Origin of the sequence: Lysinibacillus capsici (assembly GCF_003367505.1) — a bacterium.
Classification (GTDB): domain Bacteria; phylum Bacillota; class Bacilli; order Bacillales_A; family Planococcaceae; genus Lysinibacillus; species Lysinibacillus capsici.
Map to the genome: position 1 here is coordinate 265,890 of NZ_PXXX01000009.1, position 23,038 is coordinate 288,927.

20 protein-coding genes are annotated in these 23,038 nt (G+C 37.8%); 6 read left to right on the forward strand and 14 right to left on the reverse strand.

Annotated elements, in window-relative coordinates; genetic code table 11:
* Window positions 1–24: 24 nt before the first annotated feature.
* The 3 genes from C7B89_RS06735 to C7B89_RS06745 are packed head-to-tail and all read right to left on the reverse strand — an operon-like array spanning window position 25 to window position 3,486.
* On the reverse strand, window positions 25–777 hold the full coding sequence (locus C7B89_RS06735) for an alpha/beta fold hydrolase (protein WP_048392335.1): 753 nt from the start codon (window positions 775–777) through the stop codon (window positions 25–27).
* Between the two features lie 24 nt (window positions 778–801).
* Window positions 802–2,040 carry a DNA polymerase IV gene (locus C7B89_RS06740; protein WP_115673363.1) on the reverse strand — a complete coding sequence of 413 codons (1,239 nt, stop codon included), beginning with the start codon at window positions 2,038–2,040 and terminating at the stop codon, window positions 802–804.
* A gap of 48 nt (window positions 2,041–2,088) precedes the next feature.
* Entirely contained in the window at window positions 2,089–3,486 is a 1,398-nt protein-coding gene (locus tag C7B89_RS06745) for an aminotransferase-like domain-containing protein (RefSeq protein ID WP_115673364.1), read from the reverse strand.
* 128 nt (window positions 3,487–3,614) lie between these two features.
* Between C7B89_RS06745 and C7B89_RS06750 the strand changes: the two genes are divergently transcribed.
* Window positions 3,615–4,778: an aminotransferase-like domain-containing protein gene (locus tag C7B89_RS06750; RefSeq protein ID WP_048392333.1), complete on the forward strand. Its 1,164-nt coding sequence runs from the start codon at window positions 3,615–3,617 to the stop codon at window positions 4,776–4,778.
* A gap of 42 nt (window positions 4,779–4,820) precedes the next feature.
* On the opposite strand, the gene C7B89_RS06755 is transcribed toward C7B89_RS06750, so the two are convergent.
* Window positions 4,821–5,375 (reverse strand): helix-turn-helix domain-containing protein, encoded by a 555-nt coding sequence (locus C7B89_RS06755; RefSeq protein WP_054549190.1) that lies wholly within the window; start codon window positions 5,373–5,375, stop codon window positions 4,821–4,823.
* Between the two features lie 114 nt (window positions 5,376–5,489).
* Between C7B89_RS06755 and C7B89_RS06760 the strand changes: the two genes are divergently transcribed.
* Window positions 5,490–6,077: a LysE family transporter gene (locus C7B89_RS06760; protein WP_115673365.1), complete on the forward strand. Its 588-nt coding sequence runs from the start codon at window positions 5,490–5,492 to the stop codon at window positions 6,075–6,077.
* Between the two features lie 41 nt (window positions 6,078–6,118).
* On the opposite strand, the gene C7B89_RS23405 is transcribed toward C7B89_RS06760, so the two are convergent.
* From C7B89_RS23405 to C7B89_RS06785, 6 genes are all read right to left on the reverse strand, one after another.
* On the reverse strand, window positions 6,119–6,241 hold the full coding sequence (locus C7B89_RS23405) for a hypothetical protein (RefSeq protein WP_004231260.1): 123 nt from the start codon (window positions 6,239–6,241) through the stop codon (window positions 6,119–6,121).
* A 319-nt stretch (window positions 6,242–6,560) separates the two neighbouring features.
* Window positions 6,561–7,556, reverse strand: coding sequence for a biotin synthase BioB (bioB, locus tag C7B89_RS06765; RefSeq protein ID WP_115673366.1), 996 nt, complete (start codon window positions 7,554–7,556; stop codon window positions 6,561–6,563).
* Complete coding sequence (locus C7B89_RS06770) at window positions 7,553–8,146, reverse strand: biotin transporter BioY (RefSeq protein WP_115673367.1); 594 nt, start codon at window positions 8,144–8,146, stop codon at window positions 7,553–7,555. The genes bioB and C7B89_RS06770 overlap by 4 nt, the downstream gene beginning before the upstream one ends.
* On the reverse strand, window positions 8,139–9,515 hold the full coding sequence (gene bioA, locus C7B89_RS06775) for an adenosylmethionine--8-amino-7-oxononanoate transaminase (protein ID WP_115673368.1): 1,377 nt from the start codon (window positions 9,513–9,515) through the stop codon (window positions 8,139–8,141). Before bioA ends, C7B89_RS06770 begins: the two co-directional genes overlap by 8 nt.
* Window positions 9,496–10,200: a dethiobiotin synthase gene (gene bioD, locus C7B89_RS06780; RefSeq protein WP_115673369.1), complete on the reverse strand. Its 705-nt coding sequence runs from the start codon at window positions 10,198–10,200 to the stop codon at window positions 9,496–9,498. Before bioD ends, bioA begins: the two co-directional genes overlap by 20 nt.
* Window positions 10,201–10,391: 191 nt before the next feature.
* Window positions 10,392–10,574: a DUF4177 domain-containing protein gene (locus C7B89_RS06785; RefSeq protein ID WP_112118339.1), complete on the reverse strand. Its 183-nt coding sequence runs from the start codon at window positions 10,572–10,574 to the stop codon at window positions 10,392–10,394.
* 139 nt (window positions 10,575–10,713) lie between these two features.
* Here C7B89_RS06785 and C7B89_RS06790 point away from each other — a divergent pair, with 139 nt between their 5' ends.
* Together C7B89_RS06790 and C7B89_RS06795 are read left to right on the forward strand one after the other, a co-directional pair.
* Entirely contained in the window at window positions 10,714–11,178 is a 465-nt protein-coding gene (locus tag C7B89_RS06790) for a hypothetical protein (RefSeq protein WP_115673370.1), read from the forward strand.
* A 178-nt stretch (window positions 11,179–11,356) separates the two neighbouring features.
* Entirely contained in the window at window positions 11,357–12,058 is a 702-nt protein-coding gene (locus tag C7B89_RS06795; protein WP_048392324.1) for a response regulator transcription factor, read from the forward strand.
* Window positions 12,059–12,079: 21 nt separating this feature from the next.
* Here C7B89_RS06795 and C7B89_RS06800 read toward each other — a convergent pair whose 3' ends face one another.
* The 3 genes from C7B89_RS06800 to C7B89_RS06810 form a co-directional block, all read right to left on the reverse strand.
* Complete coding sequence (locus tag C7B89_RS06800; protein WP_115673371.1) at window positions 12,080–17,215, reverse strand: ATP-binding protein; 5,136 nt, start codon at window positions 17,213–17,215, stop codon at window positions 12,080–12,082.
* Window positions 17,216–18,055: 840 nt separating this feature from the next.
* A complete protein-coding gene (locus C7B89_RS06805) occupies window positions 18,056–19,099 on the reverse strand; it encodes a beta-carotene 15,15'-monooxygenase (protein ID WP_115673372.1) in 1,044 nt (347 codons plus the stop codon).
* Between the two features lie 97 nt (window positions 19,100–19,196).
* Complete coding sequence (locus C7B89_RS06810; protein ID WP_115673373.1) at window positions 19,197–20,090, reverse strand: AraC family transcriptional regulator; 894 nt, start codon at window positions 20,088–20,090, stop codon at window positions 19,197–19,199.
* Window positions 20,091–20,196: 106 nt separating this feature from the next.
* Here C7B89_RS06810 and C7B89_RS06815 point away from each other — a divergent pair, with 106 nt between their 5' ends.
* Entirely contained in the window at window positions 20,197–21,114 is a 918-nt protein-coding gene (locus C7B89_RS06815; RefSeq protein WP_048392319.1) for a DMT family transporter, read from the forward strand.
* A 160-nt stretch (window positions 21,115–21,274) separates the two neighbouring features.
* On the forward strand, window positions 21,275–22,324 hold the full coding sequence (locus tag C7B89_RS06820) for a Cj0069 family protein (protein WP_115673374.1): 1,050 nt from the start codon (window positions 21,275–21,277) through the stop codon (window positions 22,322–22,324).
* A gap of 30 nt (window positions 22,325–22,354) precedes the next feature.
* On the opposite strand, the gene C7B89_RS06825 is transcribed toward C7B89_RS06820, so the two are convergent.
* The gene (locus C7B89_RS06825; RefSeq protein ID WP_048392317.1) at window positions 22,355–22,987 is read right to left on the reverse strand and encodes a LysE family translocator; all 633 of its coding nucleotides are present in this window, start codon (window positions 22,985–22,987) and stop codon (window positions 22,355–22,357) included.
* Window positions 22,988–23,038 lie beyond the last annotated feature (51 nt).

Consider the following 23,038-nt stretch of genomic DNA (forward strand, 5'->3'; position numbering starts at 1 on the left):
ATGACGATTCGTAATGGGGTTCCCCTACCGAATAACTGTCCCTTCAGGTAATTGACCATCCTTAATCCAATTCTCTACAAAGCGATTAAAAAATGCAGGCTGGGCTAATGAGACGCCGTGACCGATGTTCTTCAATAACACACCCTTGCTATTTGGATGACTTTGCACAAGTGCTTTAGCGGATTTTCTCATGTTGCTTTTCTCTTTTTCTCCCACAGTTATTAGGATCTTTCCTTGAGCTTTGTTAAAGTCAGCTGGGATGGAAAATGACATATTTTCTCGCAAAATTTGAATCAATGTATCTACTTTCATCGTGGCACTCTCTTGATAGTAACGCTCAAAATAATCTTCTTGAATGTACAGGGCTTTTGCTTGAAGTTTCGCAAATGTTTTATTTTTTATAAGCGGAAATGACAGCCGAATAAACGGTTGAAGCATCCTTTCTACAGTAGGAGAGGGTATCACGAGCGCACTATTGATGATCGTAAAATCGATTAAACTAGGCTGTAGACTTAGCATTTGAATAGCGATTTGCGCTCCTAAAGAGAAACCAATTACTATAACAGGCTTCCCATTGGCTTTTTTCTCAATAAGCAGAAGAAGCTCTTTCGCACTTTGTTCAATGGAAAATGGATTGTATGTCATTAGCTCAGGTATAACACAGTGATAATGGGAAAAATGGCGAACTTGCTGATCCCACATCCACCCTCCAACGCCCCCTCCATGAATAAACATCATGAAAGGATTGTTAGCATCCCCATACTCCTTGTATTGCATAGATACACCTACTTTCATTCTTTCTCATTCATGGTCATCTAAAAAATCTTTACTAAAGCTTGTTTGTGATTGATAGGAGGAACGTTTCCCTAAATCTACACCACGTTTTATAATCCCCTTGCCAAACCGTCCCTCAATTTCATCGACAAGCTTGAGAATCGGTTCATCTTTCGCATGCTCCTGAAAATCAAATATCGATAATTGCTGTGAATAATCTTTACGATCCACCACATTGGAAACCGTTACACCAAGTAATCTTACAGGAGATTCATCCCAATGCTTATCAAATAAAGTACAAGCAATGTCGTAAATTTCTTCATAACGATACAGGACATTGGACATTGTTTTCGAACGTGTATGATTATGCCAATCAGCATCCCGTATTTGAATGCTCACAGTTGAACCTGCTAAGCGCTTGGCATCAAGACGCTCCACCACTTTTTTACATAGACCTTCGATTGTTTTATGAAGTGTACGAACATCTGTTACATCTTCTGGTAATGTTGTTGAATTCCCAACGCTTTTCGTATCAAAGATTGCCTCAGGATCGACCATGCGCTGATCCACCCCATTGGCCCTTGCTCGAAGCCGTACCCCATTCTTCCCTAAAATTTGCTTCATTTTAAATTCTTCTGTCTTAGCTAAATCACCTATTGTAAAGATGCCTTGTGCATTTAATTTTTTAGCAGTACTTGCTCCAATCCCATGCATGTTGACAACCTCACGATGCCATAATTGCTGTTCAATATCCCGTATTCGTAGTACGGTAATCCCCATTGGTTTCTTCATATCAGAGGCTGTTTTCGCTAAAAATTTATTCGGTGCAATACCGATGGAACAAGGTAAATCCAGCTCAGCTAAAATGCGCACTTGTATTTCCTGGGCAATACTTAAGGCATGCCGTTCCTTGCTTAGCTCAGTCACATCCAAGTAGCCCTCATCAATCGAAACAGGCTCTACTAATGGTGTATAGCTTCGAAGAATGGTGAACATTTCTTTAGATGCATGACGATACTTTTGAAAATCTGGAGGTAATAACAATAGCTCAGGACATTTACGCTTCGCTTCATGAACAGTCATAGTTGTATAAATGCCTAGCGCTCTTGCTTCATATGAACAAGTTACTAAAATGCCACGCCGTTCCTTTGGGTTCCCTGCAATTGCGATAGGCTTCCCCTTTAAACTTGGGTCATGTGCTTGCTCCACAGAAGCATAGAAACTGTTCATATCCACATGCAAAATAACACGCCCTTTATGTGCCATGCTCATCACCTCGTTTCTTTCTTAGCCTTATTATACGCCCCATAACCTCTAATCAACAAATGCATAATCACCATTACTTTCGAGGAGGTCCTTTAAAATAATTAACGCTTGCTCAAGTTGAGATTCTGGCGCTGCAATGGCTAAACGAACGGCATTGACAGGCTTTGTATTCCCTACGGCAAAGCGTTCCGCTGCATAGACTTGTACACCAGCTTTCGAAGCTAACAATTCAAATTGAACACCCGTAAATTTATCAGGCAATTGGAGCCACCTAAAAATACATTCCTCATCCCCTAATATGTGATAATCCCCTAAATACTGATCGACAAGCGCATTTTGCTGCTTGGCATATGCTCGGTGTTTTTCTAATATCGTTTGGGCAACACCTTCATGGATTAATCGTGCTGCAAGCTCCAGCATGATAGGAGAAACAGAAATGTTGATATTATAGAGCGTTTCCATTATTTTTTTACGTAGCGCAGGCGGTGTCACAAGGAAGGATAATCGTAAACCAGGTGATAGTGTTTTAGATAGGCTAGCAATGTAAATAACCTTATCAGGTGCATAAGAAGCAATCGGAGCAAGCGGTTGCTCCTTGAGAAAACTATAGATAGCATCCTCGATCACAAGCAAATCCTTCTGTCTTGCCACGTCTGCAATCATTTTTCTTGTTTCTACTGACATCGTATGAGTCGTTGGGTTATGAAAATCAGGGATCACATAGATTCCTTTGATATGCTCATTTTTACAAGCATATAGTAATCCTTCTTTTGTCATTTCACCCTGACATTGTTGGATAGCCACAAGCTGGATACCAAGCATATTTGCAGCTGTTTTAATGCCTGCATAGGTAATTGGATCTGTACCAATGCGGTCGCCTGGCTGAAATAAAGCTGCAAGGGTTCCCACAATGGCATTTTGTCCGCCTGCTCCTAGAAGAATAGGCTGATCTGTTGGAAAATTTACTAGTTCGAGTAGCTTCATCACGGCTTCGTTTTGCCATGCATTGCCCTCAGGTCGTCCATATTGAAATAGCATGCTAAAACTAGGTTCGTTTATCATTTTCTTCATAAAGCGTGTAATATCATCATTAACAAAATTATCTGGTAGAACAGAGCCCATTTCAATGATAGGTGTGGCATGGTTGGTTGGCAGTAACATTTTATTGCTAGCCGCATCTGTTGAAACGAATGTACCGCTGCCAATTGAGGCATAAATTAATCCTTTTTGGCCACAAAGCTTAAAGGCTCTTGTAATCGTACTCAAATTCACATCTAAAAAATCAGCTAATTCACGCTGGGGTGGCAATTTTGTGCCTGGTACTAGCTTTCCATCCTTAATATCTTGTTCTAGCTGATGTGCGATGGCTATATATAACGGAGCAGAAATATTGCTAATATCCGGCTTCCAACTCATTGGATACTCGTCAAATGAATTAATAGGCATTCACTAGGCCCTTCTTTCTCTTAATTTGCATACAATAGTTTAATTGTCTTGCATACAATGATAATATTGTATGCACACGATGACAATGATATAATTTTTAAAAAATCAGAAAAAAAGGACCGATAATTATGCAATATTCTGAAAGAATCTTAAAAACACCATCCTCATTTATTCGAAATATTTTAAAAGTGACAGATGCAGAGGACGTTATTTCCTTTGCGGGCGGGCTTCCAAACCCGATTTCTTTCCCGATTGATGCATTGAGAGCATCCGTAGACCATGCTATTACAGTAAATGGCAGCCGATTATTCCAATATTCATCCACACAGGGTTATGCACCATTGCGTGAATATATTGCCGCGAAATATCAACGTGTCCATGGACTTGATGTACATGCTGACGATGTCTTTATTACTACAGGTTCACAGCAAGCGCTTGAACTAATTGGTAAAGTACTTATCAATAAAGGCGATGGCATTATCATCGAAGAGCCAGGTTACCTAGGGGCTATTCAAGCCTTTACTTTAACAGAGCCAACTTTCCATGGTGTTACGCTAGAAAATGATGGTCTTAACTTAGAAGAGTTAGAGCGTGCTCTACAACAACCAAATGTAAAATTCATTTATACGGTGCCGAACTTCCAAAACCCAACAGGACTCACATATTCGAAAGAAAAGCGTGAGCAAATTTGCGAAATAGTGGCAAAATATGATGTTGCTTTAATTGAGGATGATCCATACGGAGAGCTACGTTTCCAAGGGGAGCCACTTCCATATATCGGTGCTGGTAAATTAGAAAATAGTATTTTACTAGGTTCTTTCTCTAAAACGGTCACACCAGGCATGCGTCTTGGCTTTATTATCACAAAAAACAAAGAGCTTTTGCAGCATATTGAAACAGCGAAGCAAGCGTCTGATCTTCATACTAATATTTTTTCACAATATGTTATCTACGATTACTTAGCAAGTAATGATTATACCGAACATGTAAAGAAAATTATTGCTTTATATAAAAATCAGTCGGATGCGATGCTTGATGCTATGCAGGAGTTTTTCCCTGCCCATGTTGAATATACACGACCAGAGGGTGGCATGTTCATTTGGGCAACAATGAAGGACGGTACACCGGCCCTTGATGTATTCAATAAAGCGATGGAACAAAAGGTTGCCTTCGTGCCTGGCGATCCATTCTACACATCAAAAACGAATGTGAACACAATGCGTCTTAACTATACAAATGCAACACCTGAAGTCATCCGTGAGGGAATTAAACGTTTAGCTAGTATTTTATAAAACGAAAACGTATAAACGCTGTGAAAAGCGTTTATACGTTTTTTAATGTGGATAGTAAATAGTCATACTAAGTCGTGTTACTGTACTACCTGGATTGCTGTATGTGTGTGGACGGTCAGCCTTAAATCGTATGGCATCACCACTTGTTAATCGATAATCCTGACCCTGTATATGGATGATTAATTCCCCATCAAAAACGGTTATATATTCCTCCGTTCCTTCTCGATGAGCCTCAGCATCTAACGTTCCATTTTCTTTGATTTCAATTGTATATATTTCAAAACGACTATCCTTTTGATAGGGGAAATGAGGATAAACCATATATCGGCCATGATCTTCCTTCAATACTTGAATTTCTTTACCGCGAATAACCTCCGTCTCAGGTTGGGGAGGATGAATAAGCTCTGTAAACGAAACCTTTAATCCATTTGCAATTTTCCAAATTGTTGTCAAAGTTGGACTGGATTCTCCCCTCTCAATTTGACCAATCATCGTTTTACTCACGCCACTAAGCTGAGAAACTTTCTCTAAGCTTAATTTCTCCCTTTCTCGAATTGCCTTTAAATTTCTCGCAAAGACGAGATGAATTTCTTCCATCCAAAAGCCCTCCTTGCATGTACAATATAACGTACGTTTTGTATAATAAAAAGACCGACGTTATACAGTCTATTTCGTGCATTATATCATACAACTTGAAAGAAGGGATTTTTTTTGCCTGTATTTTCCTTTTTATTATTTATCATCATTACAAGCTTTACACCTGGCCCTAATAATTTTATGGCGATGGTTTTTGCTAAACAATATGGCTTAGCGAAAACGATTCCATTCTGTTTAGGTGTAGGGATTGGTTTTTTCATCATTATTGGTCTTAGTAGCTTTTTTAACACGATCATGTTAAACATTTTACCTGCCATTGAATTACCCCTAACCATATTTGGTGTAGGCTATATGTTGTACCTGGCTTATAAAATTTTAACAAGCAAAGAATTAGAGGATCACGACAACGAAGAAGAAAAACGAAACCTATTTTTTTTAGGAGCGTGCGTTCAATTTATTAACCCAAAAGGTATTTTATTTGGTCTTACTGTTGTCGCAACTTACATCCTACCCTACTACTCATCCTACATAAGCTATCTACTCTTCTCGTTCTTTTTAGCGCTAGTAGGGGTAATCAGTACATTTAGTTGGGCATTATGTGGCTCCGTTTTTCAAAAAGCACTACAGCAATATCGAAAACCATTTAACATGATCATGGCACTATTATTAATGTACAGTGCTGTTTCCATTGTTGTACATTAAAAAACAGCCCTCTGTCGGTAGAGGGCTGCTTTATCAGCAACTTATTTTGTATACGTTAAAACGGCATTTTTCTTGAATTTTGCTAAAGCTTCTGTTGCCTCATTTTTGCTCGCGTACTCAAAAATTCGAACGTCCTTTTTATCAAAAACTGTAATAACCCACATGTGAAAAGCTCCCTTCACTCATTATTTTTGTAATATAACAACCACCAAAATTTGTGATACGACTTATCAACTGTTTTATAACAATTCCTTACTTGATTCTTATTTTACGCTGATTTTTTCAAAAAGAAAGCTTTATGTGAAGGTCTTCACAAACTGTTCAATTTCAAAACGCTTTCATTGAACAATTTGTGAAAGCCTTGATTTTATAGGTATATCCACTGCCAGTGAAGTCAGGTCTATCCGTCTCTTTTCATCTATAGCCAAAAAACCGTACAAAAGTACGGTTTTTGCTGTAGTAGTAGATTTACATGTCATAAGTTTAACAAAATACTTCTTCTTGTTTATGTGTTAATTCAATTTCGAAGCCCAAATCCTCCAGCATGCGATAATCGCTATTCGCTTCCTGTCCTGCTGTTGTTAAATAATCCCCAACAAAAATACTATTAGCTGCATAGAGACCAAGTGGCTGAAGTGAGCCTAAATTGATTTCACGACCACCCGAAATACGGATTTCCTTTGTCGGATTGATGTAGCGGAATAAAGCTAAAACCTTTAAACAATAACGGGGATTTAAATCCTTTGTCCCTTCTAGCTTTGTGCCATCAATTGCATTTAAAAAGTTTACAGGAATAGAATCAGCGTCCAATTGATGGAGGGCGCGTGCAATATTGACGACATCCTCTTTTGTTTCCTTCATCCCAATAATGGCACCCGAGCAAGGTGAAATTCCATGCTTTTTCACAATCTCTACCGTATTGACACGATCCTCATATGTATGTGAGGTCGTGATGAAGGAATGATGACGTTCCGATGTATTTAAATTATGATTGTAGCGATCCACCCCCGCTTCCTTTAGTTGCTGTGCCTGTTCTTCTTTTAGTAAGCCAAGACAGGCACAAACCTTCAAGCCAAACTTTTCTTTTATTTCAGCAACCGCCTCACTCACGACATTGACATCCTTACGTGTTGGCCCACGACCACTGGCTACAATACAATACGTCCCAATCTTATTGTCAAACGCTCGTTTTGCACCTGCTAAAATTTCCTCTTTTGTAATAAATGGGTATTTTTCAATAGGAGCCGTTGATTTAGAGGACTGGGAGCAATAGCCACAATCCTCGGGGCAATATCCGCTTTTGGCGTTCATAATCATATTCAATTTAACTTTTTTACCATAATAATGACGACGAATCGTAAAAGCACCATCCATAAGCTGTAATAGCTCATCATCCTCACTATTTAATATGGCAAGTGCCTCTTCATTGCTAATGATCTTTCCAGCAATAACTTCTTGTGCTAATTGGTAATAATTCATATTACATTCTCCCCCTCTACGTGTGAAAATTTCACATTTCTTGCTGACTGAAATACTTTATACAAGCGCTCAGCTAATAGCGCTGATGTAATAGCTAAGCAAAAATCAGCGACAATACTACTTAAAAAGCCGACAACAAACACATGTGACCAGCTTGACTTCATGTCTAACCAGAAATTCAATGCTACATACAAATAAGGAAGAGCCACAGCATAAATAATAACCAGCCCAATAATGGTTGCTGCAATAAAATGCTTTTTCGTCGGCGTCTCAATCCTTTCAATAATGAACCCAATCACATAGGCGGCTAGGGCAAAGCCAATCAGATAACCAAAAGTTGGCTGTAAGACATATGTGATACCACCACCCTGTGTAAAAACAGGTAAGCCTACTAAGCCCACGCTGATATAGACAAGTTGACTATAAAAACCATTCCGACTACCCAATAAACAGCCTGCTAAAAATACAAAAACAATCTGTAATGTAAACGGTACGACAGGCAATGGAATTTTAACAAAAGCTCCGATTGCTGTTAGAGCAGCAAACATGGCAATCATGACTAGCGCTAATGTTTGTTGTCGCTTACCCACCCTTAGCCCCCCTGTCCTGGAAAAATTGTTCGATTGTCTCTTTCGTTGTATGAATCATAAATGACATTTCCTCTTCAGAAATAATATAAGGTGGCATAAAATACAGAACATTGCCGAGCGGTCTGATGAGTAAGCCTTTCGTTAAAGCCCGTTGATAAATTTGATAGCCGATACGCTCCTCACTGGCGAACGCTTCCTTTGTCCGCCGGTCCTTTACTAGTTCAATCGCTCCCACTAAACCAACTTGTCGGTATTCACCCACATAAGGCATATCACAAAAAGCTTCCATGGCTAACGCTCGCATGTATTGTCCCTTGTGCTGAATCATCTCCATCACTTGTTCCTCTTGAAACATCGTTAACACTTCCAGTGCCACACGACAGGCCAAAGTATTGCCTGAATAGCTATGCGAATGTAAAAAAGCCTTCATTGTTCCGTAATCATCATAAAAAGCGTCATAGATTTGCTCCGTCGTTAAGACAACTGATAAAGGTAAATAACCACCTGTTAGCCCCTTTGATAAACACATAAAATCTGGCATGATGTCCGCTTGTTGACAGGCAAATAATGTACCGGTCCGACCAAAACCTACAGCAATTTCATCTGCAATGAAGTGCACATCATAATGTGAGCACAACGCCCGTAAGCGCTGTAAATAGACAGGCGGATACATTTTCATACCTGCTGCAGCCTGAATTAATGGTTCAATAATAACTGCCGTGATTTCCTCATGATGCGCTTGAAGTTGTTCCTCAACAAATTGACTACATGGTGCATTACAGCTTGCTGGATCTTCCTGAAATGGACAGCGGAAGCAATCTGGCCCTTTGGCACGAACAGTATCTAATAACAGAGGCTGGTAAACTTCATTGTAAAGCCCTACCCCTCCTATGGATAAAGCACCAATAGTTTCTCCATGATAGGCATCCGTCAAGGCGAGAAAGCGCTTTTTTGCTGGTTTCCCCGTCTGCATATGGTATTGAAAGCTCATTTTCAATGCAACTTCAATAGCAGATGAGCCATTATCGGCAAAAAAGACTTTATGTAATCCCTGGGGTGCTAATGCGGTTAATTTTTCAGCCAATTGTATGGCTGGTTCATGTGTAAAATTAGCAAAGATCGTATGCTCTAATGTAAATGCTTGCTCACTTAAAGCTTGGCTAATACGCGGATTGGCATGTCCAAATAAATTAACCCACCAAGAAGATACAGCATCCAAATAACGCTGATCATGTTCGTCATAAAGCCACACGCCTTGCCCCTTTTTTATGACGATGGGTGGAAATGCCTCATAGTCCTTCATTTGTGAGCATGGATGCCATACATGACGTAAATCTCTTAGCTGTAAATCAGTTAATGCTTGTTTCATAGTTAAAAAACCTTTCAAACAGTGTGGTGTGCGTCATGGCATAATCCATTAGCTGTGACAAATTTTGTAGCTTTGGAATAATCGCATAGGGCAAGGGATGGTACTGTAAAATCGTTTGTATATTATCTTGCTCCATACCGCTACCTGTGTTCCCATTAAACACTATGCCAAGAACGTCAACTTCACGAGAGCGCAATGCCTCTATTGTTAATAATGTGTGATTGATCGTCCCTAGGGATGTACTTGTAACAAGCACTACTGGCAGCTTGCTACTAACGATGACATCAAGCAGCGTCATCCCATGAGGAGCAGTAAAAGGAACAAAAAGCCCTCCCGCTCCCTCACATATCACAACATCATAGGACGCTTGTAATAATTGAATCCGCAATAATAGCTCATTGACATCAATTTGCTGCCCCTCCAGTTGCGCAGCAAAATGTGGCGATGCAGCTTCTCTAAATGAATAGCTATTGAGATGCTCTTGTTGAAGCTTTTGTAAGGAGTACTTTTCATACATGGCTGTATCATGATAATAGCCACGACCGTTTTCGTATACCTCTCCTGTTTGCACAGGCTTGTATGGTGAAACTTTCAAGCCTTGTTTTTGTAAATGACACATCAACATGGTGGTGACAATTGTTTTCCCAACATCCGTATCTGTACCGACAACCCAAAAATGTTGCATTGTTAACCTCCCTCTTTTAAGTTAACCATTAACACTATTTAAGTTAACACATATATTTTTGTTTTGTAAATGCTATTTCTATATTTTTCTGAATACACTATTTTTGTTAATAAAAACAGCAAATTTTGTATTAAAATAAGAAAACGCTAAACTCCCACCATTTATGGCAAGAATCTAGCGTTCATTGATAGTCATGATAATAATCTCTCAAAAATGATTTCATAGTCTGTTGGTTTCCCATGTCCATTATAAGCAATCGGCAATACTTGCACTAAACGCCAACCTTGCTCCGCGTATTCTTCGATTGTTTTCCGATAGGTAGATTCCTGAAAAAAGCTACCTAAATGTGTTTGTACAAATTTATACTCATACATTGACTCACCCCCTGTAAATCTTTACGTAACTACGGAGTCAAGGTTTCAATAATTAGTAGGTTCTCGCTTTTGAATATTATGATTATTTTAAAGGATTTTCATCTTCACTCGTAGTATTAAACTACATGGGGGTGGTAGTATGTTTGGCATTTTTAAAGAACCAGCGAAGATCATCGATACATATGAACAAGTGCATTCAATTTTAAAATCATTACTTACCTATGAACTAAAAGAATTACCTAATCGTTATGAATTTTGGTATCGTGTGGCCATCCGTCAAGAGGAGTATCGGACATTACAAGCAGAGCATCGGGCAAAAATCTCAATGACTTCTGCCGTAGGGCGTTTTCATCAAACACAATATGAAGTGATGACACAGAAATTAGCAAAGTTTGAACGCTTATCCGATATTTATAAACTATTTTGTATTGAAGAAGAACGAGAGCTATTAAACCATCGTCTCTCTTTTCATCAAGAAACGATTGCTGCCATCTATGACCATGTTCAACATAAAGAGCTTTATACGTACAGTGATAGTGTTCAACAACAATTTTGGGAGGCCATCCGTGATGATCTACTCCATGCTATCGCACACCTAGATTAATTTTTTAGAGACTTCATTTCTAATGGGAAATAGAAGTCTTTATTTATTTTTAGTAAACTCGCATGATTATTTTAACCTAAAGGTTATAGAGATTCTAAAATCATTCGACCTCTAAGTCTTCTAATTCCCAACATAGACAAAAGTTGGTATATTTGAAATAGGAAGGTGATTAATAGATATGTCGAACGAGAAAATTTTAATAGTGGAAGATGATATAGATATTATGGAGGTTTTATCGCTCACGCTAGCTAATGCTAACTATAATGTATTAAAGGCATCATCTCTATCCAGTGGCTGGCATCTCGCTGTCACGCAACAACCAGATTTAATCTTGTTAGATGTTAATTTACCAGATGGTACAGGCTTCGAGTTAGCCAAAAGAATCCGTGATGTATCGGATGTCATTATCATTTTTGTGACCGTCAATCATCTAATTGAACAGAAACTTGAGGGCTTTGAGGTGGGGGCAGATGATTATATGACAAAGCCATTTATTCCAAAAGAATTATTGGCCCGTATCCAAGCAAATTTAAAAAGAAGAAACCCAACAAAGAAAAGTAATATTGTACATATAGATAATCTGTCCATACATTTAGATGAGAAAAATGTTTATAAGGATGGACAGCTTTTAAATTTATTTACGAAGGAGAAGCTACTCCTCTTTTTTCTAATTGAGCATGCGAATCAAGTGATTAGTGTCGATCAACTCATTGATCATGTGTGGGGCTATGACGGTGTCACTGATTTGAAAACCGTATCTGTCCATATTAGTACGCTTCGTCGTAAAATTGAAGATATCCCCTCAAAGCCGAAATGGATTCAAACAGTGAGAGGCTTTGGCTACCAATTCGTTTATAAAAAAGAGAGTGGTGAGAAGTAAGAAAACACTCACCACCCCTTTTTAATTTTTTACCAATACCTTAACTAGTGGTAATGTAAAGCTAAATATGCTTCCTTCATTTTCAAGACTTTCAACAAAAATCTCACCATTATGCTGGCGAACAATTTGTTTACAGATAGCTAAGCCAATGCCATGCGAATGTGCTTCATGAGTGTTAGTTGCTCGATAATAGCTATCAAAAATAAAGGGAAGATCACTCTCAGCAATACCAATGCCACTATCTGCAATCGAACAAAACAAGTGCTTGTCCTCTACATGGAAGGACAATTGAATACCACCATTTGATGTATATTTCATTGCATTGGTCATGATATTTTCAATCACTTGATTGATTCGCGTTTTATCAATCAGTAGCTGAGCTTCTTCATGACCGTAAAAGTGAGCACTGAATGCTAATCCTGATTGTTTTACTTCATCCTCATAACGGGTTGCCATTTGTAAAAATAATTCCTTTGCCTTTACCTCTGTAAAAGAAAATTCTGCTCTACCAGCTTCTAGATTTGCTAAATCAAACAAATCTTGAATTAAGTTATTTAATGATAATAGCCTTTCTTTACTTCGTATTAAATATTTCTTTCTGGCTACTGCGTCATCAATCACGCCCTCTAGCATAAGTTCTATATACCCTAATGTAGAGGTTAACGGGGAGCGTAATTCATGGGAAATACTATGCAAGAGTTTTTTACGTTCCAGTTCATTTTTTTCTAAACGTTCATTCATTTTTATCAAATGCCGATTCGTCTCATCTAGCTCCCTAGTACGCAACTGAACACGTTTTTCTAAATCTCCATATATTTTCGCATTTTCAAAAGAAACGGCAATTTGAGCCGCAATTACTTTCAATAGCTGAACATGAGATGGATGGAAGGCATTCGTCATTAAAGTATTCTCAAAATACAATATCGAAATAATTTCATTTTGATGGATAATCGGTAGGCAAAGAATAGATTTAGCCGTCGAATAGGAGAAAAGAGGATGCTGTGTTATTTGTGTATTGTCGATAATCACATGCTCTTTACTATTAAGAACATAGCGTATAATCGATTGCATATTCGCATTAAAATTCTCCATACTTTGTTGATCATACATCGTAAATGTTTTTTCCGCAGCTTCCGCCTTTGCTAACACCAATAATTCATGCTGCTGTTTATGAATGAAATAGCCACTATCTGCCCCCACATGCTTTAACAGTGAAAACAATATTTTATGCAGTAATTCTTCCATACGAATAGCTGTTGCAAATGATTGAGTCGTTTCAAAAACCGTCATCATATCAAACGTGAGTGATTCTCTACTGTGATTCTCCAGTTTGCGATGCACTTGATATTCTCTTGCCCATCTGCTAGCAACTGTTTCTGCTCCCCACGTTTCAATACTTTGAATACCATTCAATATATAATGCCTTGCCGTTTTCTTTTGCTGTTTTGCGAGATAATAGTTAGCAGCTCGTTCATATGCTAAGGCTGTATCCTGGACAAAACCATTCATACTTGCTAATCGTATTGCTCGGTCATAATAGAGGTCTGCCTCACTGTCGTTGTTGTGTAAACGGTAATTCTCTGCCATTAATAAAGCATAGAGATGCTCATAATTTTCTGAAGAATAAACAGCCCATTTCTTAAATTTCTTGAGGCTTTGACGTATATCCGTTAAAAATAACCTCTGCTCCTGTACCTGACAATTTTGACTATGCAGAAAGTGAAATTGCCACATGGCCCGATAAAAATAATAGACCGTGGTGATTGGTAATGTATAACTTTCCTTACTTAGCTTCTTTAATTCAACCAGAATCGCTTTCCCTTGTATTTCATCCGCTAATAAAAAGGACATTTGTAAACGCACTGAATAATGCATGATTTTAATAGCAGGCTGATCCTGTATTGTGATAGGACAGGCCCAATGTACAGGATGATGAGGAGAGCGGAGGATATTCATCCATCTCCCCATTTCGGCTAAAAAGTCAATCGAAAGGGTACTTGCATGAATAGAAAATTCATCTTGTTGTCGTCTAATTTCTTGTTGTAAATCCTCTAGGTTAACACCCTGAATAAGGCGTATAGCGACAATAAAACATGATGCTGAGGATACTAAATGATATAAGCCAAGCTCTTGGCTTTTTGCTTGAGCCTCATTAATATATTGAATACTGGTTTCATAGGGCTCTGTCCAATGACTGATAAACACGCCATACACATAATAAGTATGGCCCTTGATATATATGCTTTCTTGGTTATCCGCAACAATGATGGCAAGTTTGCCAAAGCGAGTGGCTTCTTTTATATTGGCAAAACCTGCATTTAAAAGCATAGCATAGTTAATCAATACCATGCCGCTTTTCGATGTAGCGCCATACTTCAACTGTAAACGCAGCCCTTTCATTAAAAGAATGCCTGTTAAGTTAGGATTTAATAGGAAAGCACTTGCCGTCATATTAATAATTAAATGAATCAAAATATCAATTTCTTTACTATTCGTTGGCGGATGCTGCAACAAGTCTTGGTCAGACATATGTCGCAATGCCCATTTCAACAATAGATACTCTTTTAGAAGCTGTGACTTTTTAGGATATGCTGAAATTTTAAGATTCGCAACTTGAAAACCTGCCAAGCCTGCTTCTAGACCAATAGTAGGGTTATCGGACTCAATGTATAATACCGTTTTCAAATTGTTAATCATCAGTTTTTCTAATTTTGTCTCTGCGTGCTGCAAAGCTTCTGTTAAATGCATTTCCGATTGTTCGTAGTGGCCAGTTAAATATTCACATTCACCTAAATTTGCATATAATTTAACCGACTGTTCTCTCCTAGTCTCCCAATGATCAGGCGTCAATAGTTCTTTACTAGTTGTAAAAAATTTTAGCGCATTATCAAAGAGCCCTATTCTTTTAGCCTCAATACCGAGTTGATAATTCCAGATAGCCAGCTTTTGCTTTTCTTCCCCAGTCAATAAGTGGCGACTGTAATTGAAATGCATGACGATTTCGCTTAATCGATCATGATCTGCAGCCATTTGAGAGTCATCTGTTAAAAGCTGGCCAATTTGATAATGGTATTTAGCACGCAATTGCCCTGATAAGTCCTGATAAGCTACTTGTTGAATACGATCGTGAACAAATTGGAATTTGGTAGAAAATGTATGTAAAATTCCTTCATGCTCTAACGTACTTGCCCATTTATAATGGGCATCTAACGGAATAATAAAGCCATTCTCAACAAGTGTTTCCAGGTGTTTTAATAACGCTTGAGCTGATAAGGACACGAGCTTTAAGACATCTGTAAATTCAAAGCGCTGACCAAAACATGCAACTATGCGTAAAATCTCATGGGCTTCTGTTGTTAAATTAGCCATTCTAGTTTCAATAAAGACAAGTAGCTCGTTGTTCAATCGGGATAAATTAAATTTCTTACGATTAAACTCCCATTCTTTTGTTGTTGCATTAAAATAAATTGTGTTATCTTGCTGGAGTGATCGAAACGCCTCTTTCACAAATAACGGATTCCCTTTGGTCAAATTAAATAATTGCTTGGCAATTATCTGTATGGTATGAGGCTTTGCCTGGAAAGATGCCTCCAACCATTGTTGAACATGTTGTTCCTGAAGCAAGGGTAAATGGATATGATGACCGCTCGAAAAACTAGAAGTTCTTTGCTGATTTTCCTCCTCTGCGCTGTCCTTATTCACTCGGAATGTACCAATCATCATAAAGTATCCTGCTCGGTGTTGCTCAAAAATTTGGGTCATAATTTCAACTGTACTTTGATTGGCCCAATGCAAATCATCTACAAACCATATAACTGGTTTCTTCTGCATAGCAAATGTTAATAAAATTTTTTGAATCGATATAAACGTATAGGAATGGAGCTGTTTTGTATTTTGGCTAACTTCTTTTTGGAAGTGTACTTCCTCCTTCACAAACCATTTAAGTTCAGGTAATAGATGGATAAGTTCATCTGTCACAACTAATTTAACCTCTTGAAATAATTTTTTCCATAAATGGACAGACCTTTCACCTTCCATATAAATAAATTTCAATAAACTCCTTAAAGGATGTATAACAATGGAATAGTCATTTTCTAATTGCAATTGCTCATACTTAGTTGTAATAAAATAGCCTTTTGCGGCCGCTATTTCACCCTTTAATTCTTGAACTAACTTGGACTTTCCATACCCTGCTTGTCCTGATATCGTAACCATCTTTTTGTCACCTTTTGCAACCTGACGAAAAACAGAGGAAAGCTCTGCGAATTGCGATTCTCTCCCATAAAGCTTAGTAGACAGTCCCGTATTCAGATGCAAATCCTGTTCACCAAGCAGGAAATTTTCAAGCGGTTCGTTTACTAAAAGTTTCTGTTGGATTTGTAGCAAATCCTCTCTCAAACCAATGGCACTTTGATAACGATCAGCTGGGTTTTTAGCTAATAGCTTTTCAATCATTTCCCAAAGCAATGAATGATAACGACTGTCTAAACTTACCAATGGTTCTGGTTTTTTTGTGATGATTTCATAAATCAAATCGACGGCATCCTTTGCTTGAAAAGGCAATTGACCGCCCAGTATTTCGTAAAAAATGGTCCCCAGTGCATATAAATCTGTCCGATAGTCTACCTCTAAATGAAGTCTGCCAGTTTGCTCAGGTGCATAATAGGGTAGCTGTTCTAGTCGTTCATAGGGATTTTCAATCACAACTGGAGATTCTACATCATATTTTGTACTAAATTCAGAGCTTAATAGTTTTATTTTTAAAGAATTAGGATTGATTAAGATTTGATTAGGATGTAGGTGTAGATAAAGTAAACCACTTTGTTGCATTTTCATACAAATATTGACAAGGTCAATGGCAATCTGGAGAAATTGATGCAAAGAAATCAATTTATTACTGAATTGCTTTAAGGGGACTCCATTAAAATTTTCATAGATGATCGCATATTGATCATCTATATAATCAATAGCTATTGGCTTTAATAACCAAGGATTTTGCTCATTCGAAAACAAGGAAAATTCATATTGTAGTTTGGCTCTTGTCTCTGCTGAATTATGATGAACACTTTTTACCAGTACCAGTTTGTTAAACTTCTTCATATACATTCTCTGTAGATGCCAATCTTGACTAGACTGTAAAAGAATGCAATCGTTCATACACAATCCCTCCTCTTCTATGCTAGTTATATATCATCTTTGTAACCGCTTTATATTTTTGCAATGCTACTCTTCGAATGAACAGATAGTAGCGCTTCTCAATAACTCCTCTTTACTTGTTGTAGTGTCGATCATAATAGGACAGATATCCTTTACATAAAAAACACCAGTAAAGGAATACTTGCTCGTAGATTTTGATCGACTAGAAAGATGCAGAGGTTTTTGTTTTTATCTTTTGTTACTCTTACATTTTCTAACATTACTTGTTCTTTAAGTACACGATTGGATGTACGGGAATAAAAATTTTTGTAATGCTGTCAGAAATGGTATGTTGCTCAATAAGCTTATTATAATATTTCTCCAATAAATGCGCTTCGCCTTTTATTAAAGAAAATTTTGGAACAAGTGATCTGGTGTTTCTACATAATATGTAATCTGCTCATATCGTCTTTTCGTGCTTAATTCTGCTAGTGCAGGCTGGAATTTTGTCATTTCAATCTGTTCACTACATACCAAAGGATGGCTGTTGCTCTGTCATAGACTGTATTTGATTGATCTCTTCGTTATTGGTACTTCCATATAGCCATGTTGAACATTGCGGTTTTGTAATCTTGTACTAATTCGTGCTGTTAATACACTTCCCCTTTTATCTCAGGCATACAATTTTCAACATATCAATCTTTCGCTAAAACAAAGCCCTCCTGTAAATCAATCATTCTCAGTACATTAAAACTATAAAATCCGAAGGTTAAAATTAGTTTAAATAGTATTAAAATCAATCAATAAAAAAATAGTCAATGTTTTGATCACAAAACATTGACTACTTTTTTATAAGTAATTTTAATGATGTTGACTCATTGCCATTCCTTCTACAAGCATTTGTCTAAATTCTTGAACCTGGTCTGCTTTAATGGCTATGTGACTATAGTGCTTCTTGATCCCTAGCATAAACGTTACTTCCACAGGCTCCTTCATTTTCAAAATAAAATGCGGATAGGCCTCACCAAAATCACGTGCTATAAAGTCTATCGTATCTTTTGATAATTTTCCCTCTAACCGCTCCTTGTCTTCGATGATTTCAGCAATATGATCAAAACGAATTTCAGTACGTTTCATTAATCCCAGAGATAAGTACAATGTATCATTTGTGACATAAACAGGATTTAGGCGAATAGCCTGCATATCCGCAAGAAAGAAGATTACTGAATAAATATTAAAAACAAGCAACACAATGGAAAGTATCATTGACTTTTCATGTAGCCACCAGTGAATACCAATCGTTTCAATAGCAATCCCATGAATAATCATGAGCTGAAAAGCGATATAGCTAGAATTTTTATGCAAAGATAAACCTTGTCGTTCTTGTCTTTTCCAACTCGCGAAACCATAATAAAGCACTAATAAATCAGCACAGATCATCTGAATAACTGGATGCTTGGGTGCATGTTGTTCTACAGCTTTTGAAAATGAAAAGAGATCTGGTAAAGAGCTTCTCCGCACTTCCCCTAGGATTTTTGGCAGGTATCGTACAAGTGTTGCCACTAGGATAATTTCTAATAGAATAATAGACCCTTCAATCGCAAAGCCAGCCCATGTCACTGCCACATAAGGCTGAAGGTGTTCCATAGGAATGATAAAACGTGCAGCAATACAGCCAGCTGCAGCTAATAGGATGGCTTGCTTTAATGAAAATTTACCTTTATAAAGCATAAATATCACAGGCACCACCACAATACAGTCAATTAATGAGCCCATGACAACACCATTTGTTTCGATAGGTAAAAGGGATGTGCCAAATCCTGTATTATAGAGTGTATAGTTACTCGCTAATACCACTAATAATAAGGCTAGCCAAATATTTTGCTTACTTTTTAAGACCATCATTCACAATGCCCCTCTCTACTAATAATTTTACTTTATGCCAAATGGTTCATCTTGTATAGAATTTGAGAATAAAAGATGGTCCTATTTCCATTCACGTTCAATTATTTTTCACACCTAAAAACTTCTTACGATAAACATGTGGCGGATAGCCAGTGTATTCTTTAAACTTTTCAATATAATAACTGACGGTACTAAAGCCTGTATTAACAGCTATTTCTGTTATCGATAGCTCATTACCCTTCAATAATTCTATGCTTTTGCGCAGTCGATATTGGCATAAATAGGTAAACGGTGTCATGCCCACTATTTTCTTAAAAAAACGACTACATTCAGCGCGACTTATATACACATGGCTAGCTAAATCTTCTAATGCTATTTTCTGCTGATAATGTGCATGTAAAAAATCTAGCATAGCTTTTGCTCGTTCATGCTGCACAATAGTGGCAGAATCCATTATTTGTTCTGTCAATAAGGATTGGGTTAGCATGGATTCCCAAATAAATAGAAGCTCTCTCCGTACCTTTAACTCAAAAAAAGCGGTTTGCTCTCGCATTAATTCCGCAATCGTTGCTACTTTCTGTGCTAACTCTCCTGTTAGTTTGACATAAGGTATTCGATTTCTTGTAATATACGGTTCTACATATTTTGAGAAAAAGATACTGCCCTCATGCCCCCCCATTAACTTTGGATCTACATTTACACAATAAACGATCGCTTGCTCTATTTGATAAGGCTTTGCTTCATGTAATCCAGAGGCATTAATAAAGAGCCCCTCGCCTTGGTTCAAAACAAAAACGTCGGTCCCCACTCGATACTGAGCACATCCCTTTTTTATAAAAACAAATTGTATTTCTTTATGCCAATGGAGAGGTAGAAAATCCATGCTTTCTAATCGCATAATCGTTTCATACAAGGCTACTGGAAATTCTTTTGTTCCATGCAAGGTTAATTCTTGTAAATCCTTGGCAATTTTAATATGTGTTAACGGCATCTCTAACACCTCAATATATTGATATTTTATTGGATTAAATCGATATTTATTTCCACTTAGTCACTTTATAATCATCTTATATTGATAGTTTAGGAGATGTAAACAGATGAATCAAATTATCCAAAATAAACGTACACTGGGCTTTCTACTAGTTATTCTTGGAGCAAGTTTCTGGGGAATCGGAGGGACCGTTGCCCAACGACTATTTCAGCAGGACAATTTAGAGGTCGGCTGGCTTGTTTCTAGTCGTTTACTTTTAGCAGGTCTGTTACTAATAGCTATATATAAAATGACCCATCGGCATGAATCCATTTTCGTCATATGGCGCACAAAGCAAAATGCTTTTAGACAAATTTTATTTAGCCTACTCGGCATGCTTGCTGTCCAATACACCTATATGATGTCAATCGCTATTGGTAATTCAGCTGTAGCCACATTATTGCAATATTTAGCACCACTGTTTATCATGGCTTATTACTTTCTAACGAGGCAAAGTCCATTGACAAAGCAGGATGGTATAGCTGTGTCACTTACACTTGTGGGGACCTTTTTATTATTAACAAACGGTTCTTTTTCAACATTGTCCGTTCCTTTAATGGCTGTGTTATGGGGTATCTTATCTGGTCTTTCTGTTGCATTTTATACCATTTATGCCGTCCCACTTTTACGGCAATTCCATTCATTACTAGTTGTCGGCTGGTCGATGATCATCGGTGGTATAGTAATGAGTATAGCTCACCCACCATGGGCTATCGATCTATCTGATTGGACGTTTTCAACCATTGCCTATTTTCTCTTTATTGTTATTTTTGGGACAATGCTCGCTTTTTGGTTTTATATTGCTAGCTTGCACTATCTTTCACCAAAGGAGTCAAGCCTACTAGGTAGTCTTGAACCATTAATGGCTGTCATCACAAGTGTTTGGTGGTTAAAGATTGCTTTTGGTGGCTATCAGTTTATTGGTACATTGCTAATTCTTCTTATGATTTTATACCTTACAGTATTTCAGAAAAAGCAAGCTTGAAAACAGAAAATTAAGAGAGTTATGAATTTTAATAGTCAATACCTCCTATTACCGAGATAGTAATATATGAATTTATACATAAAATTTACATATTTTATCTATCTTTTCTCCTTATTTGTCTACTATACTGAACATAACAACAGATATAAGGAGGTATTTTATGGATAAAAAAGTTATTTTTTTCGAGGTGGAAGGCGGCACAGATAAAGGCCCAGATGGCTATCGCCCAGATACAATGCCAATGGTGGAAGCGCTACAGCAACGTAGACAGGATGCAGAGGTACTCTTCTTTGATATCACAAAAAAGCAGGAAATCTTTCACTATGTTAAGGAACATGGTATTGCCTATGTATCTCGCATTAACCCAGGCAACTTACAGCATGAGGAAGAGTACTTTGCTATGCTACGAGAGCTATGCCAAGCTGGCGTTATAGGGATGCCACATCCAGACGCCATGATTAGCTATGGTTCAAAAGACGTATTATCAAAACTGACGACAACAAATTTAGTACCTGATGATACATTTGCCTACTACACAATCGAAGCATTCAAAAAACAATTCCCTACTTCCTTAGCCTTAACAGAGCGTGTTTTGAAGCAAAATCGTGGTTCAACTGGAGAAGGTATTTGGCGTGTAAAATTGGTGGAACCGCTAGCAGAGGGTATCACTGAAGTGCCACTTGATGCACAAATCAAATGTACTGAAGCAAAAGATAATCATGTAGAATATTGGCAGCTTAGCGACTTTATGACATTTTGTGAGCAGTATATTACAGGGACGAATGGTATGTTAATCGATATGCGCTTTCTTCCAAGGATTACAGAAGGCGAAATCCGCTTATTCATGTTGCGCGATCATCCTGTACACGTCGTACATAAAAAACCAGCTGCTACCGAGGATGCCTTTAGTGCAACTCTATTCTCTGGCGCTCAATATCGCTATGACAAACCTGAAGACTGGCAAGAGCTGGTACAAAACTTTTTAAAGCAGCTCCCTCAAGTAACAAACCTACTAGGCAATTATGATTTACCGCTAATCTGGACAGCCGACTTTATGCTAGATACCAATGAAGTCGGAGAAGATTGCTATATTTTAGGTGAGATGAATTGTTCTTGTGTGGGCTTTACTTCAGAACTAGCATTAGCGCATGAAGTAGCAGAAGAAATTTTAGCTTGTTTAAAAGAGCATACTGAGGCTATTGCGCAATAAAAAAAGTGCGATCTTTAGGGATCGCACTTTTCATATATAAATCTTAATTCCTTGTATAAATTCATAGATAAAATAACAAGCAAAACCAATCAATAAGAATCCTGCGACAATGGTAAATGTCCTAATCATCTTCCGATTCATAGCTTTACGAGTAACCGAGACAATGGTCAGCAAACCGATATCGTGGAGTAAAATTCCACTTAAAACACCAGCAGCAATAATTAAAAAGCTCGTTGACTCCCCTTGTCCATAAGATTTTGCTAGCACCACACCAAATACGTTGACCCAAAAAACAAGATTACCAGGCGAAATGGCCACTAGTAAGCCGTTAAAATAAGAGGCAAAAAACGATTTGGTTACTTTTTCTCCTGCCAATGTAATATCATGGTCAGCGTTCTTGATAGAATCATAGCCTAACAAGAATAAAAAGCCCGCTCCAATAATCCACATAGGTAGTTGAATTAAAGGCATAGCCAAGATGGAAGCTAGTCCCATATACAAAGCAAAAACCAATACAATATCAATGGTCATGCCACCAAGTCCAACTGCCCAGCCGTGCATAAAACCATTTTTGAGTCCTTGCTTTGTCATTTCTACTGTAATAGCTCCTACAGGCATGGCAATGGCAAGTCCTACCAATACATACGCTACATATAAACTCAAAAAAACACTTCTTTCATGTCATCGATAAGCTTCATACGTCCGTTTATGGTT